The organism is Acinetobacter sp. R933-2 (assembly GCF_030325485.1).
Lineage (GTDB): Bacteria > Pseudomonadota > Gammaproteobacteria > Pseudomonadales > Moraxellaceae > Acinetobacter > Acinetobacter sichuanensis.
Genome location: NZ_JACAIJ010000003.1, coordinates 218,608 through 236,039 on the forward strand (window position 1 = coordinate 218,608; position 17,432 = coordinate 236,039).

At 37.6% G+C, this 17,432-nt stretch carries 13 protein-coding genes; 4 read left to right on the forward strand and 9 right to left on the reverse strand.

Features of this window, described 5'->3' with window-relative positions; all coding sequences use genetic code 11:
• Positions 1–57 precede the first annotated feature (57 nt).
• Entirely contained in the window at positions 58–759 is a 702-nt protein-coding gene (locus tag HX005_RS05165) for a glutathione S-transferase (RefSeq protein WP_286376534.1), read from the forward strand.
• Here HX005_RS05165 and HX005_RS05170 read toward each other — a convergent pair.
• The 6 genes from HX005_RS05170 to HX005_RS05195 all read right to left on the reverse strand — a co-directional run bounded on the left by HX005_RS05170 (position 756) and on the right by HX005_RS05195 (position 11,031).
• Entirely contained in the window at positions 756–2,000 is a 1,245-nt protein-coding gene (locus HX005_RS05170) for an NADH:flavin oxidoreductase/NADH oxidase family protein (RefSeq protein WP_107006461.1), read from the reverse strand. The genes HX005_RS05165 and HX005_RS05170 overlap by 4 nt on opposite strands.
• A gap of 118 nt (positions 2,001–2,118) precedes the next feature.
• On the reverse strand, positions 2,119–3,717 hold the full coding sequence (locus HX005_RS05175; protein WP_286376588.1) for an ABC transporter ATP-binding protein: 1,599 nt from the start codon (positions 3,715–3,717) through the stop codon (positions 2,119–2,121).
• Positions 3,692–4,705, reverse strand: coding sequence for an ABC transporter permease (locus tag HX005_RS05180; RefSeq protein WP_107006459.1), 1,014 nt, complete (start codon positions 4,703–4,705; stop codon positions 3,692–3,694). Before HX005_RS05180 ends, HX005_RS05175 begins: the two co-directional genes overlap by 26 nt.
• On the reverse strand, positions 4,705–5,784 hold the full coding sequence (locus tag HX005_RS05185) for a microcin C ABC transporter permease YejB (RefSeq protein ID WP_107006458.1): 1,080 nt from the start codon (positions 5,782–5,784) through the stop codon (positions 4,705–4,707). Before HX005_RS05185 ends, HX005_RS05180 begins: the two co-directional genes overlap by 1 nt.
• Before the next feature lie 57 nt (positions 5,785–5,841).
• Positions 5,842–7,686 carry an extracellular solute-binding protein gene (locus tag HX005_RS05190; protein ID WP_286376535.1) on the reverse strand — a complete coding sequence of 615 codons (1,845 nt, stop codon included), beginning with the start codon at positions 7,684–7,686 and terminating at the stop codon, positions 5,842–5,844.
• Between the two features lie 42 nt (positions 7,687–7,728).
• Positions 7,729–11,031: a LysM peptidoglycan-binding domain-containing protein gene (locus tag HX005_RS05195; RefSeq protein ID WP_286376536.1), complete on the reverse strand. Its 3,303-nt coding sequence runs from the start codon at positions 11,029–11,031 to the stop codon at positions 7,729–7,731.
• A gap of 215 nt (positions 11,032–11,246) precedes the next feature.
• On the opposite strand from HX005_RS05195, the gene dnaQ reads away from it, so the two are divergent.
• From dnaQ to nudC, 3 genes are all read left to right on the forward strand, one after another.
• Entirely contained in the window at positions 11,247–12,686 is a 1,440-nt protein-coding gene (gene dnaQ, locus HX005_RS05200; protein WP_286376537.1) for a DNA polymerase III subunit epsilon, read from the forward strand.
• A gap of 228 nt (positions 12,687–12,914) precedes the next feature.
• Positions 12,915–14,555, forward strand: coding sequence for a chemotaxis protein (locus HX005_RS05205; protein WP_286376538.1), 1,641 nt, complete (start codon positions 12,915–12,917; stop codon positions 14,553–14,555).
• Complete coding sequence (gene nudC / locus HX005_RS05210; RefSeq protein WP_107006453.1) at positions 14,555–15,310, forward strand: NAD(+) diphosphatase; 756 nt, start codon at positions 14,555–14,557, stop codon at positions 15,308–15,310. Before HX005_RS05205 ends, nudC begins: the two co-directional genes overlap by 1 nt.
• Positions 15,311–15,339: 29 nt before the next feature.
• Here nudC and HX005_RS05215 read toward each other — a convergent pair whose 3' ends face one another.
• The 3 genes from HX005_RS05215 to HX005_RS05225 form a co-directional block, all read right to left on the reverse strand.
• Positions 15,340–16,227, reverse strand: a complete 888-nt coding sequence (locus HX005_RS05215; protein WP_286376539.1) for an alpha/beta hydrolase — start codon at positions 16,225–16,227, stop codon at positions 15,340–15,342.
• The gene (locus HX005_RS05220) at positions 16,214–16,912 is read right to left on the reverse strand and encodes a BON domain-containing protein (protein ID WP_107006451.1); all 699 of its coding nucleotides are present in this window, start codon (positions 16,910–16,912) and stop codon (positions 16,214–16,216) included. Before HX005_RS05220 ends, HX005_RS05215 begins: the two co-directional genes overlap by 14 nt.
• Before the next feature lie 75 nt (positions 16,913–16,987).
• Positions 16,988–17,416 (reverse strand): YraN family protein, encoded by a 429-nt coding sequence (locus HX005_RS05225; RefSeq protein ID WP_107006450.1) that lies wholly within the window; start codon positions 17,414–17,416, stop codon positions 16,988–16,990.
• Positions 17,417–17,432 lie beyond the last annotated feature (16 nt).

Consider the following 17,432-nt stretch of genomic DNA (forward strand, 5'->3'; position numbering starts at 1 on the left):
AAATCACCTTCGTTTCGCAATTTGACATCAAGCATTATTTCAAAAAGTAGCAATCAAATGCACATCACTTTATATCATCTACAAAACTCACGCTCGCAACGCATCGTTTGGTTATGTGAAGAATTAAATCTTGACTATGAAATCGTGACTTTTACTGAACATATACAAGAACAAGACTATCCTAAGCACCCTCATCCCTGTAAAAAATTTCCAACTTTGGTGTATGCTCCGCCTGCGCAATCCGCCTTGGTATTGGCAGAGACCACAGCCATTGTAGATTTTCTTTGCCAGCAATCTACACAGCTCGCCACGCATCATATGACAGAAAATAAGCAACTTGCTGATTTTTATTATTGGAAAAATTGTGCAGATGCTTCTTTTATGCCAAATGTGGCACTCAAACAAATTTTTGCACAAATCGTGCAACATACGCCATTTCCAATTCGTTTTATTGCCAAAGTATTTAAATATGGTTTTGATCAGGGCTATTTAAATAACGCGCTACAACAACACATGCAACAGATTGAGCTACAACTCAAACTTCATCCATGGATTGCAGGAGAACGCTTTTCGGCTGCTGATATTTTATTGTGGTTTCCCTTATTTGCCTGCACACAGCTAGATCAGACATTGCAAAACTACGTGCATATCAATGCCTATCTGGCACAAATAGAAAGCAGACCTGCCTTTCAACGTGCAAAAGCGAAAGGACAATGGTCTGCTGAGCATTTTCAGTTATATTGGAATAAAGCCCATTAAGCTGATTTACGTGAATTCACTCGCCCTTGAATCACAGCTTTGACATTATTTTTGGCGTAGTTCAAGAATACTTTTAATGGCGATAATTTAGGATTTGGCTGTTTGCCTTCACCAATCGCCTTAAACTGCGCTGCGTACCAGAGAATTTCCATGATTGCCATTTTATCAACAAATGGAATACCCGTTTTAATTTGCTCCACGGCATAACGTACATCACGCCCGGCAATCAAACTATTGCTGACATCTGTTTCTACCGCCAAAGGACGGGCAATCCCGATAAATTCACATGCACCACTGTCCAAAGCTGCATTCATACCTTGTGCAGTACGGAAACCACCCGTCACCATCAGTTGGCATTTGACTTCTTTACGAATTTTTTCTGCAAAATCGAGGAAATATGCTTCACGGGCAATGGTACTCGCCTTACGCTTATCCGCCTTGGCACCCGCCATCGCAGGTGCTTCATAGGTTCCGCCTGACACTTCAATTAAGTCAATGCCTGCCGCATCAATGGCTTTAAAGACATGAATCACTTCTTCTTCAGTAATACCGCCACGCTGGAAATCTGCCGAATTCAATTTAACGGAAACAATGAAATTTTCTGAGGTTTTAGCACGAACTGCCTTATAAATTTCCAATAAAAAGCGTGAACGGTTTTCAATGGAACCACCCCATTGATCCTGACGCTTATTAGTCAATGGCGATAAAAACTGACTAATCAAATAACCATGTGCGCCATGCAGTTGTACACCTTCAAAACCTGCCTTTTCACAGATGCGTGCAGATTCAGCAAAACGCTGGATAATATCCAGAATTTCAGCTTCTTCCAAAGCACGTGGCGTACCAAATGTCGTTGCCAACGTTGGGCTGAATGCCACAGCAGAAGGTGCAACGGTTTCTTTATTTAAACCACGTGGGCATTGACGTCCCGGATGTGATAACTGAATCAGTTGCACCATGTCATGCTTTTTACCGACATTTGCCCATGCTGTGAGTTTTTCTAGGTCACGCTCTGTTTCAACCACAACCACACCAGGTTCGTTTTTGGCACGAAAATCCACCATGACATTGCCTGTGATCGCACAGCCTAAACCACCCTTACCCCATGCATCATATAAACCTAAATGTAATTTATTCGGTTGACCTGCATGGTTTGCTAATGCTTCACTCATTGCACCTTTAATAATGCGATTTTTAAAGGTGGTATTTCGTATTTTAAATGATTGTGCAATATGGCTCATGGTGCATCTCTAATCTATTTTTAGAATATTTACTCTAAATTATTTAAAAAAATGGTCAAGCAAAATCTGACAATATCTCATGTCAAAATTGCATGCCAAACTTAAACGCTGCGCTATTTTAATACTGACTCGCTGAAATCAATTGCTTAGTATAGTCAGTTTTAGGGTTTTTAAATAAAGATTCAGTATCCTGAAACTCTATGACTTTAGCATGACGCAATACTAAAACTTTTTGACACAATGCTTTGACAACCTGTAAATCATGACTAATAAATAAATAGCTGATTTGAAACTCTGCTTGCAACTGACGTAATAACTTCACAATAGCTCGCTGTGTAGTACGGTCTAAAGCCGATGTTGGCTCATCAAAAATAATTAATTTTGGACGTAAAACCAAAGCACGTGCCAATGCAACACGTTGGCGTTGCCCACCCGATAATTCATGTGGATAGCGTGATATAAATTCAGCAGGAAGTTCAACTTTTAACAAAGCTTCTGTAATGTGTTTTTGAATTTCATCTGCTTTGAGTTTTTTCAAAGCCAAGCCTTCACCAATAATTTGTTCTACCGTCATACGTGGATTTAAACTACTGAATGGATCTTGAAAAACCATTTGAAATTCAGCACGTAATGGACGTAATTTTGACTCTTTAAGCCTATTTAGATCTTGATTTAATAAGACGATTAAGCCATCACTGTCAATCAAACGCGCTACAGCCAAAGCCAAAGACGTTTTACCTGAACCACTCTCCCCCACAATTCCGATTGACTCTGCTTGATGTAACCTCAATTCTAAAGGTTCAACAGCAACAAAATAGTCTTTTACCCGATTCAGCAAGCCTTGTTTGATGGGGAATTTGACACCAACATGATGTAAGGACAACACCAATGCAGAAGGGTCTTGTCGTGGTACAGGATTTGCAATACCAAAATCATGATCAAGTAAATGCTTCGTATAGTCCGCCTTAGGTGTATTAAAAATATCCCTCACCGCACCTTTTTCTTCAACTCGACCTTTATTCATTACAATGACTTGATTGGCATAACGTTTCACTAAATTTAAATCGTGACTGATTAAAATCATTGCCATGTCATGATTTACAATCAAGAGCTGTAATAAATTTAACACCTGCGCTTGCAAAGTCACATCTAAAGCTGTAGTTGGCTCATCTGCAATAATAATTTCAGGCTCTAATGCCAAAGCTGCTGCAATCATCACACGCTGTCTTTGCCCACCTGATAACTCATGAGGATAACGACTTAACTTTTCTTCAGGTTCAGGAATGCCCACATCTGTGAGTAAATCAATCACACGTTTACGCACTTTATTTTTAGGCATACCCTCTAACAACAAAGGCTCACCAATAATTTTTTCAACCCGATGTAATGGATTTAAAGCCGTCATGGGTTCTTGAAAAATCATCGCAATTTTTTTACCACGAATTTGACGTAACTGTGTCTCATTCATTTGTAATAAATTTTGCCCATTTAAATTGGCTTCACCTGTAACTTTTAAATGTTCAGGCAATAAACCTAGCATTGCTAGACTGCTGATAGATTTACCTGAACCACTCTCACCTACAATGGCAATCGTTTCTCCTGCATGTAAATCTAAGTTTAAATTTTGCACCAAATCATGTTGTTGATTTTGAATACTTAAATGCCGCACAGACAATACTAATTTTGCGTCTTTATTGACGTCTTGGATCGAATGCATCACGTGTCGCCTCCCCAATATAAATCAATAAAGATAAAACCAAAGCCAATGTAAAAAAGCCCGATAAAGCCAACCATGGCGCATTTAAGTTATTTTTGCCTTGTAACAACAACTCACCCAAAGATGCTGCATCTGGTGGTAAACCATAACCTAAAAAATCTAATGCAGTTAATGCTGTAATATTTGCGGTCAACATAAAAGGAAGCTGCGATAAACTTGAACTCATCGCATTAGGTAAAATATGCCTAAACATAATCGTCCCATCACGCACACCTAAAGAACGTGCAGCACGAACATAGTCTAAGTTTCGTGCACGTAAAAACTCAGCACGTACTAAGCCAACCAACGCTGGCCAACCAAAAACCAACATAATCAAAAATAGCCAATATACGCTTGGTGTAAATAAACTCACTAAAATCATAATCATGAAGAGCGTTGGCAAACCACCCCACACTTCCAATATGCGCTGACCAATTAAGTCAACCCAACCACCGTAATAACCTTGTATTGCGCCAATAAAAATACCAATCACTGAAGCAAATAACGTTAAAGCTAAACCAAATAACAAAGAAATCCTTAAACCATACAAAATTCGTGCGACGACATCACGTCCTTGATCATCTGTACCTAACCAATTTTGTGCAGTCGGTGGTGAAGGTAGAGGCACAGCCAAGTCTAAATTTGGTGTTTGATAGGAATAACGTAAGATCGGCCAGATCGCCCAACCCTTAGCATCAATTAACTGTTGCACAGCAGGATCACGATAGTCTGCTTCACTCTCAAAAACACCACCAAATGTCGTTTCAGAATAAGTTTTTAATACAGGCGCATAATAATGCTGATCATATTTGACCAATAAAGGCTTATCATTGGCAATAAATTCGGCACCTAAAGATAAAATAAAAATAAGCGCAAATAGAATAAAACAACTAAAGCCTAAACGATTTTTTTTAAATTTTTTAAATCTTGCTTGCATCAATGGAGACATTATTTTGCTCCTCTTGATTCAAAGTCGATACGAGGGTCAATAATTTGATACAACACATCACTAATCAAACGTAATACAAGCCCTAACAAGGTAAATAAAAATAATGTACCAAAAATCACAGGATAATCTCGCTGAGTAATTGCCTCAAAGCCGAGTAAACCCAACCCATCTAAATTAAAAATAATTTCAATAAATAGATTTCCAACAAAGAAAATACCCACCAAAGCTTCAGGTAAACCCGCGATCACAATCAGCATAGCATTACGAAAAACATGCCCATAGAGCACTCGATTTTCATTTAAACCTTTGGCACGTGCAGCCAAAACATATTGTTTATTCAGTTCTTCCATAAACGAATACTTCGTCAAATAGGTTAAACCAGCAAAACCACCCAATACAATCGCAATCAAAGGTAAGGTCATATGCCAAAAGTAATCTTTAATTTTGCCCAATACACTTAAACTATGAAAATCATCCGAGACCAAGCCTTGTAGTGGAAACCACTGAAAATAAGAGCCACCTGCAAAAAACACAATCAACAAAACAGCAAATACAAAGGAAGGAACAGCATAGCCAACCGCCAACAACAAAGAAGTTGATTTGTCAAAAATCATACCGTGCTGTTTGGCTTTTTTAATGCCTAATGGAATAGAAACCAAATAAATCAGCAAAGTACTCCATAAACCCAAAGACACCGTCACTGGCATTTTTTCCCATAATAATTGAGTTACGGGCTTATCTTTAAAAAAGCTGGTACCAAAATCAAAATGAAGATAACCTTTGAGCATCATCCAAAATCGTTCAGGTGCAGATTTATCAAAACCATATTGTGCTTTGATTTTTTCAACCATTTCATCACTCAAACCACGAGCACCTTGGTATTGACTAGGATTATTTGAAGCGGATACCACCTCTGCTCCCGCAGGTGCATTCCCCATCCCTTGAAAGCTTTCAGCTTGCTGTATCGCTTGCTCTACTGGACCACCTGGTGCCAATTGAATCACCACAAAATTAATTAATAAAATAAAAAATAATGTCGGAATAATAAGTAAAAGTCGTTTGAGAATGTATGTGCCCATTGATGTGACATTCCTTGTAAGCGCATGGCTTTTATTTTCAATCAAATACAGCCTAAATTATTGTTTACGCAAATATTGATTGATTTTTTGCGCTTGTTTTGGCTCAGACCACCAGTAGTCCAAACCAAGTGATAACTGCGGTTTCACTTTTGGTTGTTGATACATACTCCAATAAGCATACCAATTTTTATCATTGCCATAAGTCAAAATATGATAATAACCTGAACGCAATAAGCGATCTAAAACTTTAGTCCGTAGGATTAACTGCTCTCGATTTGGCGCACGAATCACTTCTTGTATTGCTTCATCAATCACAGGGTTTTTAATCCCTGCATAGTTATAATTCCCCACTTCATCGGCTGCTTTACTGCTCCACATTTGCGCTTGTTCATTCCCTGGAGTCAATGATTGAGGCATCACATTGGTGGTCATTTGAAAATCTGAACGGCGCATTCGCTCAATATATTGAGGAACATCAACCTGACGAATAGAAACCTGAATGCCAAGTTTTTTAAGATTACGCACAAAAGGCATTAAGGTTCGATTTAAACTTTCCTGAAATATCATAAACTCGATACGAATTGGCTGTCCTTTTGGGTCTACCAATATCGCATTTTGATAACGATAACCTGCTTTTAACAGCAAAGTTCGCGCTACGAGTAAATTATTACGGTTAAACCCACTGGCATCGGAAGGTGGATATTTCCAATTTGCCAAAACGCCTTGACGTTGTAAAGGATGCAAACGCGCTAAATAAGGTTGCATCATCTGTAATTCTTGCTGAGATGGTAGACCTGTGGCTGCAAGCTCACTATTTTGGAAATAACTGTTTAGACGAATATATTGCCCATAAAATAAAGCTTTATTTAACCATTCAAAATCATAGGCATAACTTAATGCTTGACGAAAATAAATATCGTTAAAAGGTGCTTTACGGGTATTAAAAACAAAGCTTTGTGTCGGTGCAGGGTTTGCTGTTTTAGAAATATATTTGGTGACCATACCTGCTTTTAACGCAGGAAAGTTATATTCTGTTGTCCACTTTCGAGACATTTTTTCTTCATGAAACGTATATTGACCCGACTTAAAACCTTCAAAAGCAATATCTAAATTACGATAATACACAAATTTCACAAGATCAAAATTATAGCGTCCTTTATTTACAGCTAAATCTTTTGCCCAATAATTTGGATTACGTTTATAGGAAATGCTACGTCCTGCATCTATACGATCAATCAAATAAGGTCCTGAACCTAAAATTGGCTGTAAAGTAATTTTAGCAAAGTCTTTATTTTTCCAGTCTGCTTTGGAATAGATGGCAATAGACGCCAAAATCAAAGGCATTTCTGTATTATTATCTGATTTAAACGTCATTTTAACTTGGTATTTAGACAATACTTCTGTTTTTTCTAAATCAGATAAATACATTTGAAAGCCAGGGTTGGCTTTACTCTGAATAATATCAAAGGTAAATTTAACATCCTCTGCGGTGACAGGTATGCCATTACTAAAACGCGCTTTGGGATTAAGATGAAAAATCACAAACTTGGTTTTATCGGGATCAAAAGTCACTTTTTCTGCTAGTAAAGGATACATAACACTTGGTTCATCGAGTGATGAACTCATCAAGGTATCAAATAAAAAATTTGTACCTTCAGCGCTCGTTCCTTTGCCATTAAAGCCATTTAAATTATCAAATGTTCCATTTCCTGCCTGACTAATCATGCCGCCTTTGGGAGCAACTGGATTAGCATACGGCATTGCTTGAGCATTTGCGTACTTTGCAGTGGCATGAATTGCAATATAAGGGGTTGTTTGAGGTGCTGCATATAATGCACCTGCGATCCAACATAAAACCCCTACTGCCCCTAGCTGTTTCGCATACGCAAAGCTCAATAGCATATTGAGTCTATCCTTTTACTTTTAAATCAACTTACAGATCAATTATAAGTTTGGTACTCGAATGACAGTTCCAATACGCAACTGTGTATTTGGCTGAATATTATTCATTTCAGCGAGTTCATTACTTGCTATACCATATTTACTGGCTAAGCGAATTAAAGAATCACCACTTTTGACTTTATATTCAGTCACAGTTTTTGGAATTTGAATACTTTGCCCACGTTGCAAACCTGAACGTACATTTAAGTTATTCAATGCCGCCAACTCCTGCACTGAAACACCAGTACGGCTCGCAATGACATTGAGCGACTCACCTGCTTTTACTGTATAAGCTTCAGTATCTTTAGTCGAGGCTTTTGTTGAAGCTGTCACTTTCGTCACTGGCTCTTCTTTTTCCTTGACATTACTTTCTTTAGTCGATAATTCACCATCAATTTTTAGACGCTGACCTGCACGTAAACTTGCATTACGTGCTAAACCATTTAACTCGGTTAAAAATGCGACTTGTAAATGATATTTTTTAGCGACTGAAGCAATCGTTTCGCCAGATTTCACAATATGTATATCTTTACTTACATTTCGTTCATTACTCTGGATTTCAGGCTGTTCAATCTGCTTAGTTTTTGCAGCTTGCACAGGCTCACCTGATAATTTTAGTTTTTGCCCAACAAACAAACCTGCTGTTGTACTTAAACCATTTAAATCAGCAACTTGACTTAAAGACAAATTATACTTATTGGCAACAGTCGTCAAACTATCACCCGATTGAACCACATAACTCTCTGGAACCGTACTACCTTCTGGCACTTTAATGGTTTGCCCAACCAATAAGCCTTTTGAAACAGATAAATTATTTAATGCGGCTAACTCAGATAAACTCATCTTAGACTGAACTGCAATACTCGATAAAGTATCACCGCTTTTTACACGATAACTTTCAGTTTTATACTGAGTTTCAGCTTTGACATTATTAAATTTAGTTTGATCTACAACTTTCGACTCAAGTTTTTCAGCACTTTGCTGTACTTCTTGCAATGGAACATTAATTTTTTGCCCAGCAAATAGATTACCTACTTCCAAACCAGGGGTTAAATCTGCTAACTCTTGTACAGATAAAGCATAGCGATCTGCAATAACTTTCAGATATTCACCACGTTTTACAACATAAGGTTTCGTCTTAATTTTTGCTTCAGGTTTAGAGGTGTCAGAATGAACAAGCGTTTTATTTAATGCACTGAGCTTTTCTTGTCCTATATCTTTTAAGTTAAGCTTTTGCCCAACCAGTAAATTACTCGTTGTTGTTAAATTATTATAGCTCGCCAACTGTGAAACAGACAGATTAAATTGTTCTGCCACGCCTGTTAAACTGTCATTTGGTTTTACGACATACGTTGCAGGGGTATGATCAGGTTTTTTAACTGAGTTTGATGGTGTTTCTGCTTCTTGTGGTTTAGCGTCATACAAATATAAAGTTGCACCAACAAATAATGTCCCACTTGGATCAACTTGGTTCCATTTTGCAATATCACGCCAATTTACACCATTTTTCATTGCAATGATTGCCAGTGTGTCACCAGCTAACACTGTATAAGTACTACGTTTACCTTTTGGTGGTACCACCACAACTTCACTATCTGTTTTGGCAAAGTTTTTATCTTGATTTAATTTTGCTTCTTCTGATGTTTTCGCTGTGGTTTCTGCTACACCTTTTGGATAAGCAAAGCCGACTGTATTTTCTCGTCCTTGTTGCTCAGCCACAGACTGACTCGTTTGAATCGCTGTAAGCTTAATTTTACCGTCATAAGGATCAACAATTTCAGTTCCTTGTGGCGCAATTGCTTTAATTTCTTTGACAACCTCATCTTTTTCAGCTTGTGTTGCTTGAGGATCAATCACTTGCTTAACTGTGAGTTTTTCGTCCTCAGTTTTTACTGCTGCCATAATTTGCTCACGTTCTTGTGCAGATAATGGCGGCTCAACTGTAACAGGTTTTACATTGCTGGCTTGTGTCACGGCTACAGGAATACGGGGTGCGCTTGGAATAACTGCATCTGAGGCAAATGCCGCCAAAGCAGAAGCACCTTGTGGTGTATTTCTAACTGTCGTTACAGTTGAAGGCGTAACAGGCTGTGTTGTCGTGACAGGTGCAACAGGTTGAGGACTTGTATTACTTGCACTTAGTACAGGTGGATTCGTTCTAGTTGGCGCGATAGGCGTCCCTGTATTTGCAGGTACATAAGTCGGTGCTGGTACATAAGTCGGCGTATTACTTGCTAAATATGAGCCTGAATTTGGCTGTAAGCCTCTTAATTTTGTATCAATATTTGGATTTAAATCTGCTGGAATTAAAATTTTCATTGGGCTGGAGATATCAACAACCTCACCACGATGCCCAGGGTTTAAAGCATATAATTCTGCACGGCTTAAACCTGTAGTTGCAGCAATTTGATTCAGTTGCACCCCAGCAGGCACAGACACTTCTCTAAAGTGTGGTCGATTGGCAATAGGAGGTAGTGTTACACCATATTTTTGTGGATTTTTTACAATCTGTGCTACAGCCAAGAAACGTGGTACATAGTTCATGGTTTCTTGTGGTAAACGTAATGACCAATAATCTGTAGGTAAACCCGCCGCTTCATTACGATTAATTGCTTGTTGGATACGTCCTGGACCTGCATTATATGCTGCTAAAGCAAGCTCCCAAGAACCAAACTGATTATATAAACTTCCTAAAAACTCATAAGCTGCACGGGTAGATTCGACCACATCACGACGACCATCATACAAACCAGATTGTCTTAAACCATAAATTTTCCCTGTACTCGGGATAAACTGCCACATGCCTGCTGCGGCTGCACTACTGGTTGCAGCGGGATCATAAGAACTTTCAATAATAGGTAAAAGTGCTAATTCAGTTGGTAAACCACGACGTTCAGCTTCTTTGACAGTATGGTATAAATAACGAGATGCACGGGCACTTAAACGATCAATATAAGGCTGACGTGCAGCAAACCAACTACGTTGTGCATCAATACGCGGATCCCAACGATCTTCATTCATTTTAAAACCGACTGACATACGTTTCCAGACATCACCATGTTTTAAAATAAGTAAACGATCGCCCTCTACAGCACGCATATCAGTTGCTGATAATAGATCTTCTAATGAGTCCAGACTTGTTGCATCCAACATTCCTGTTTGCTTACTCGTCTGTGGTTTACTCACAGTTTGAGAAGAAGAACACCCTGTCATTAAACCAATGGCAGCCAGTGCTGTTGTCATGAATGATAATTTAAATAAAACAGGAGTAGTGGACTGCCACACAATCGTGGTTGGTTTAGACATACAGGATTCCGAACAACATATAGTAAATTATTTTATCCATGCCATTTTAGTAGAGCATCTGGCTCATACAAGGCACTTATTGCAAGCAAACTGCTTACAAATGTTACAAAAAATTAAAAAAATCGGAGTTCTAGCGGTGGAAAACGCGATTTGCGTATACAATAAATTCTTAGCTCACGATGTTCAACACTAAATTTCATTCATTGGTTATCATTATGTCTCAAACAATCACGCTTTATGTCGATGGTGCATGTAAAGGCAATCCAGGATTAGGCGGCTGGGGTGCGTATATCATTACTGAAACAGAAGAACATAAACTGTGTGGTGGTGAAAGAGAAACAACCAATAATCGGATGGAACTTTCAGCCGCTATTGAAGGCATTGCATTTTGCCCCAAAGATGCCAAGCTCATTTTGTGGACAGATTCTAACTATGTCAAACGTGGCATCACTGAGTGGATTGAGAATTGGAAAAAGAAAAACTGGAAAGATGTCAAAAATCCTGATTTGTGGCAAAAACTCGATGCTACATGTAAAGATCGTGACATTGAATGGAACTGGATTAAAGGACATGCAGGACATGCGGGCAACGAAATGGCAGATCAACTTGCCAATTTAGGTGCATCAAATACAGCGCAAGGTATCACCCAGACTCAAATTACCACGACTCAGAAACTTTTAACTCAGGCAAAGACCACCATGACTCAAGATAAAAAAAAAGTTGAAGCAGATTGGCTTTTAGATGACCCTTTTGGTTTTGATCTTGTCAATGAAGATGAAGATACAGCCGAAGAAACTGAACTGAGCAGTGAAAGTGAAGAACATGAAAATATAGGTGCGTTATCTTCTTCTGCTCAACATTTCAGTCATGAAACAGCAGCAAAAGAACAAGAACATTCAACGACAAATATTCAACAGCATCCTGATATTGTCATTACTCCAAAAAAACTCGATATTGAAGGTCCACGACAACTTATTTTAGATACAGAAACCACAGGTTTTTATTTTCAAGACAGTGACCGTATTGTCGAGGTTGGAGCGATTGAAATGATCAATCGTAAACTCACAGGTAGCTCTATTCACATTTATATTAACCCTGAAAAGCCTGTAGGTGACTCTGAAGCAATTCACGGTATTACGGATGAGTTTTTAAAAGATAAACCTAAGTATCATGAAGTTGCACAAGTACTTTTTGACTATTTAGAAGGTGCAGAAATTATTGCACATAATGCAAGCTTCGATATGAACTTCTTAGATATGGAGTTTAAACGCAGTGGCTTTGTCGCTTTATCTGAAGTCTGTAGTGTCACTGACACTTTGGCAATGGCAAAAAGTAAGCATCCGGGGCAAAAAAACTCATTAGATGCTTTAGTTCGTCGTTATGAAATTCCACAACGTGACCGTACTTTCCACGGTGCTTTACTGGATGCTGAGATTTTATCTGATGTCTATCTAGCCATGACAGGTGGACAAGTTTCCTTTGACATGGATGCTTTATCAGACACATCAAACTTATCTTCTGAGCAACAAACACGTGCAAAAATCGATGTACAAGCGCCTGTCATTTTAGCATCAGAAGAAGAGTTAGCAGCGCACGATGCTTGGGTAAAAAAATACCAAGAAAAAAATGGAGAAGCATGTATTTTTGGTAAATAACAGGACAGTCAAAAGTGGAATCACTCAAGAATCCGATCGATTCAGCAATCAACTGAAAAGAACTGGGTAAATAGACAGCATTCCACTTCGTACAGTTTGTAAAGTCCTAAGACTAAGCAAATAAGTCTATTGTAAATTGTCTGCATTTAAGCGATATTAAAATCTAAAAATTAGTCTTTATACTAAAGGCTAAAAAATTAGAACATTTATTTTCATCAGGGGGCTTTGATGTCTTATCAAACATCAATATATTTTGATCCAACAGCATTATTAATAATAAAAAATGAAGTGGATAATTCGATTCAACAAGTTGAGTCGGCTGTTAGTAGTTTGGTTGAAGATCAAACCTTACCTTTTGGTATAGATGATGCACTGAATCAGTTTGAACAATGTGCACATGTGATTCGTTTGATCAACATACCGCAACTCGCACAACTTACTGAATATGCAGCGGAATTAATGCATAAAATCATGCAAGATCCGCGTAATATTAAAACATCAGATGTACTTGCGCTGAGCGAAGGCACAACAATGCTCAAACGCTTTGTCGAGTTTACCTGTTTACGTGAAGTCAAAGTTCACCAGTTTTTGCTTGATACCTTAAACCGTTTAGAGCTAGCGCTTGGCAAACCGCTTACACAAGAGGGAGAAAATCTAACACCATTGTTGGCTGAGATTCCTCATTTAGAATTAGCCCAAGCACAAGAACTCGAAAAATCGAATTATGTACATCGGTTATATAAGCTCTGCTTAAATCACCTTTTGAAACAAAACGAAACTCAATTAGATTATCAAGGCTTACAACTGGTGGGAGCCTATCTTTCTCATTTAGCAGATACAACGCCAAGTGCTCAATATTGGAAATTGGTCGCAAACGCCTTACAGCATCTACAAGATACTATTTTGAGTGATGCTCGCTTACGCACGTTAATTCAAATTGAAACCAATATTGGTAACTTCCTAAGCCAAACTCAACAATTTAATGTAGATAACTTACAAGTTGCGAATGTTCTCAGTTTGTGTATTAGCCAAGATAATGATATTGCACAAAATTTACGCCATAAAATTCAAGCTGGTGATGATGTTCTAACAGATAATCAACTCCATGTTTTTAGTCGTCATTTATATGGTCCAGATTTTGAAACGATTCATAGCGTAAGTAAACTGATCACTGAAGAAATGACAGAAATTCGTAATGCGATTGAGTACAACTATCAAAACATGTCAGATGAAAAAACAGTTGAACTTAAAAGCAAGTTATTAGGTTTAGCGAACATTTTTAAAGTTTTAAATCTCAATGAAGCAGCAACAGAACTTGTACAACAAGCAGCCTTACTTGACAATCCAACCATTTTAGAAGATGAAAACTATGCGCAACAATTGATGAATAGTATTTTATCTGCTATGAATTCAATTGGAATTTTAGAACGTAATTACACATCAAATCGCTTACAACTTCGTGTCAATAATCTGCAAATTTCACTCGATCGTTTAGATGAAGCACATACCACTTTGTTAGCAGAAACGAAGATTCAAATTGATGCCACTAGCCAAGCATTGGTTCAATATATTTCTGAACAAAATCAGGAAACTATTGCTAATGTTGCATTACAACTGACTGAAATTAGCGGTGCAATATTATTCCTTGGTTCTAAAGCGAGCCAAGAAACATTACTGACATGTGCTCAATTTATTGACCATGCTTTATCTCAAAGTACCACATTAAATCCACAGCAAATTCAATCTGTATTAGAAGTGCTAGCAAGTGCTGATATGATGATTGAAAATTTACAGAATAAACAACCTGTCCTACAATCTATGTTTGATATAGCATTGAAAAGTAGCCAAAACTTAAAAGCGATCGCCTAATGTCAGAATTATCACTTGCCTATATTTTTCACCATCACCAACTTCTTGTTGATGACAATTTTCAATTACCACAAGTTGAACAATTAGCAAGTGATCTTATTTTTAACTCGGGTGATCAGATTATCGCCCGAGATCTATTTATTGAGGAAAACATTCCTGAAGGTTATCAACTCGTTCCCATTCGCCAGCTTATTTCACAATGGACAAAGGTTCAATTTGAACAAGCAAGCCGTGCTTTACAACTTTTAGAATGGCGCCGTAACCATAAGTTTTGCAGCCATTGCGGGCATGAAACAGAAGTTCATCCTACAGAATATGCGATGGTTTGCCCTGCTTGTCGCTACCATCAATATCCACGTGTGCAACCTTGTGTTATTACGGTCATTACACGAGGAAAAGATGAAATTTTACTCGCAAAAAATGCTAAAAACACCAGTAATATGTATGGTTTAATCGCAGGCTTTGTTGAAGTTGGAGAAACACTCGAAGAAGCTGTACAACGTGAAACCCTTGAAGAAATTGGCATTGAAGTTAAAAATATTCAATATCTAGCGAGCCAACCATGGCCTTTTCCAAGCAACTTAATGCTTGCCTTTAAAGCTGAATATGCTTCAGGTGAAATTGTCTTACAAGAAGAAGAAATCAGTGATGCTCAATTCTTTAAATTTGATGCTTTACCCGAAATTCCTTTTTCAGGCAGTATTGCACATGCCATGATTGAACACGTGATTTTTAATAAAAAAATGCCTGATTAACAGGCATTTTTTTGATTTAAATGACAATTTTAGTTGTTTTTAAAAGTTTGATCTAATGCTTTAACAATTTCTGATCGTGTTTGATAAAAACGACTAAATAAACTTGAGACACTTCCCATAATAGACACATGACCTGTTTTTGGAATCACTGTCATTTGACAATGATTTCCTAAAGCTTCAAGTTGTGCCTTCAAATCTAGACTATTGCTTTCCTCAACAATTTGATCATGAGCCGCAGTAAATAAAAAGTGGCGAATCTCATTTTTTTCAATAAAGTAATAAGGCATCACTTGCTGATAAGGGATATCTTGATCAAATGCATCACTTGCTAAAGGATCACCTTTATAATCAAAGTGATAAGGTCCAGCAATCCCCACGATTGCCTTAATATTTTTTTTGACCTCAGACTGAAAACGCTTAGGATTATACAATAAAGAGGTAATATTAAATGCGCCTGCTGAATGCCCCATTAAAGCAATATTATGCGTAGAAATACCAAGCTTGTTTTGTTGTTGCTCTAAAAAGTTTAAAGCAACAGCCAAATCATCTACATAAATAGGGAACTTATGCTGTGGTGCTAAATGATAATTCAATACCGCAACATCATAACCATAACGACTAAATGCTTCGCCAACAAACTTATAAGCACTTTTATCGCCATGACTCCAAGCACCACCATGCACAAAAACAATTAATGGTTTTTCTTGTGTACGATTAGAAATATATAAATCTAAACGTTGTCTTGCTTTTAAACCATATGCAATATTGGCATGAAATTGATAACCCTTTTTAGGAGTCAATTTATTAATCGTGATACTGGCTAAATCATATAAACGAAAATCAGTATAAAATGCCTTAATTGATTGGATTTTTTTCAATACAACTTTAGGTTTAACTTGAAAATTACGGTTGAACATCTGTACTTGGCTCTACTGCATCTGGGTCTATTGCCACAGGAGTCACAACATCGGGTTGAACATTTGAAACGACAGGTGCAGTAAAGGATGAACTTTGTACTTGACGACTCGCTTGCTCAACATTATCTAATAAAGTCACAATTTTGGTGACATTACCTACTTTTTGCAAAACATCATTTAAGTCATCACTTTCAGCATTATTCAGACGTCCCATGACATAAAGCACACCATCTTCTGTATGTACTAAAACTTTATTATCTGAAACAACAGGTGCTTTCATAATTAAGCCACGTGTATTTGCTGTTACTGATGCATCTTGCATAATGGTGCTGTAGCTAATTTGATTACCCACTGTAATATAATTATGTACAGCCTTGACATCACTCATGGCACGGACATTATCTTCAGCCAATTGTTTTAAATGAACATCTGGCACTTGACCTGTCAATAAAACATTGCTGTGAAAACTATTGATATTGACACGAGATTGTTTAAATCTGGCATCTAATTTATATAAGTTAATTTTTGCAGTACGTTCAATTGAAGAATCAATGAATACTTGCCCTAATGATCTGACACCACTTTCAGTTCCAACAGGTGTACTTCCTGTGCCACCAGAAATAAAGCTCGCGCACCCAGATAAACTTGCTACACACAACATTGTAATGACAATACGGTTTAACACTCAGCAAGACTCCTCATTGAAATCATTATTTCTATATATTTTAAACGACTACTCGAGTTTACGCTTAAATTTTACTCACAGATTAATCAAGTCTGCATCTAAAGTAAATGCATTTTCAATCCACTGTAAATCATACGGGATTTTAGAAAAGTCATGCTGTACATTTTTTGCAATTTCTTGATGAAAATCAAAACAAATTGCATCAAAACGATAATAAAAGTCCTGAAAATGTTCATGATCTTGCAAAAACTTCAAAGCTGTCTTAATAATTTTACGTTGCTTACTGAGGGTAATTACCTCTACAGCAAGACCATACTCAGTTTTAGCACGTGCTTTGACTTCAATAAAAAGTAACTCATTATCCTTGACCACAATCAAATCAATTTCACCACAACTTGCATGATAATTTTGGCACACCAAACGATAAGCATGCTCTTGCATAAGCTGTAAAGCAGTATGTTCTGCCCACTCACCTAATTGTTGCCGCACAGACTTCGCTTTCATTCGATCTATTCCAATT

Excerpts from the sequence above, each read along its gene's own strand:
- HX005_RS05165 (WP_286376534.1), top strand. The coding sequence starts at position 58 with ATGCACATCACTTTATATCATCTACAAAACTCACGCTCGCAACGCATC.
- HX005_RS05170 (WP_107006461.1), bottom strand. The coding sequence starts at position 2,000 with ATGAGCCATATTGCACAATCATTTAAAATACGAAATACCACCTTTAAA.
- nudC (WP_107006453.1), top strand. The coding sequence starts at position 14,555 with ATGTCAGAATTATCACTTGCCTATATTTTTCACCATCACCAACTTCTT.
- HX005_RS05190 (WP_286376535.1), bottom strand. The coding sequence starts at position 7,686 with ATGCTATTGAGCTTTGCGTATGCGAAACAGCTAGGGGCAGTAGGGGTT.
- HX005_RS05175 (WP_286376588.1), bottom strand. The coding sequence starts at position 3,717 with ATGCATTCGATCCAAGACGTCAATAAAGACGCAAAATTAGTATTGTCT.
- HX005_RS05205 (WP_286376538.1), top strand. The coding sequence starts at position 12,915 with ATGTCTTATCAAACATCAATATATTTTGATCCAACAGCATTATTAATA.
- HX005_RS05185 (WP_107006458.1), bottom strand. The coding sequence starts at position 5,784 with ATGGGCACATACATTCTCAAACGACTTTTACTTATTATTCCGACATTA.
- HX005_RS05225 (WP_107006450.1), bottom strand. The coding sequence starts at position 17,416 with ATGAAAGCGAAGTCTGTGCGGCAACAATTAGGTGAGTGGGCAGAACAT.
- HX005_RS05195 (WP_286376536.1), bottom strand. The coding sequence starts at position 11,031 with ATGTCTAAACCAACCACGATTGTGTGGCAGTCCACTACTCCTGTTTTA.
- HX005_RS05215 (WP_286376539.1), bottom strand. The coding sequence starts at position 16,227 with ATGTTCAACCGTAATTTTCAAGTTAAACCTAAAGTTGTATTGAAAAAA.
- dnaQ (WP_286376537.1), top strand. The coding sequence starts at position 11,247 with ATGTCTCAAACAATCACGCTTTATGTCGATGGTGCATGTAAAGGCAAT.
- HX005_RS05180 (WP_107006459.1), bottom strand. The coding sequence starts at position 4,705 with ATGTCTCCATTGATGCAAGCAAGATTTAAAAAATTTAAAAAAAATCGT.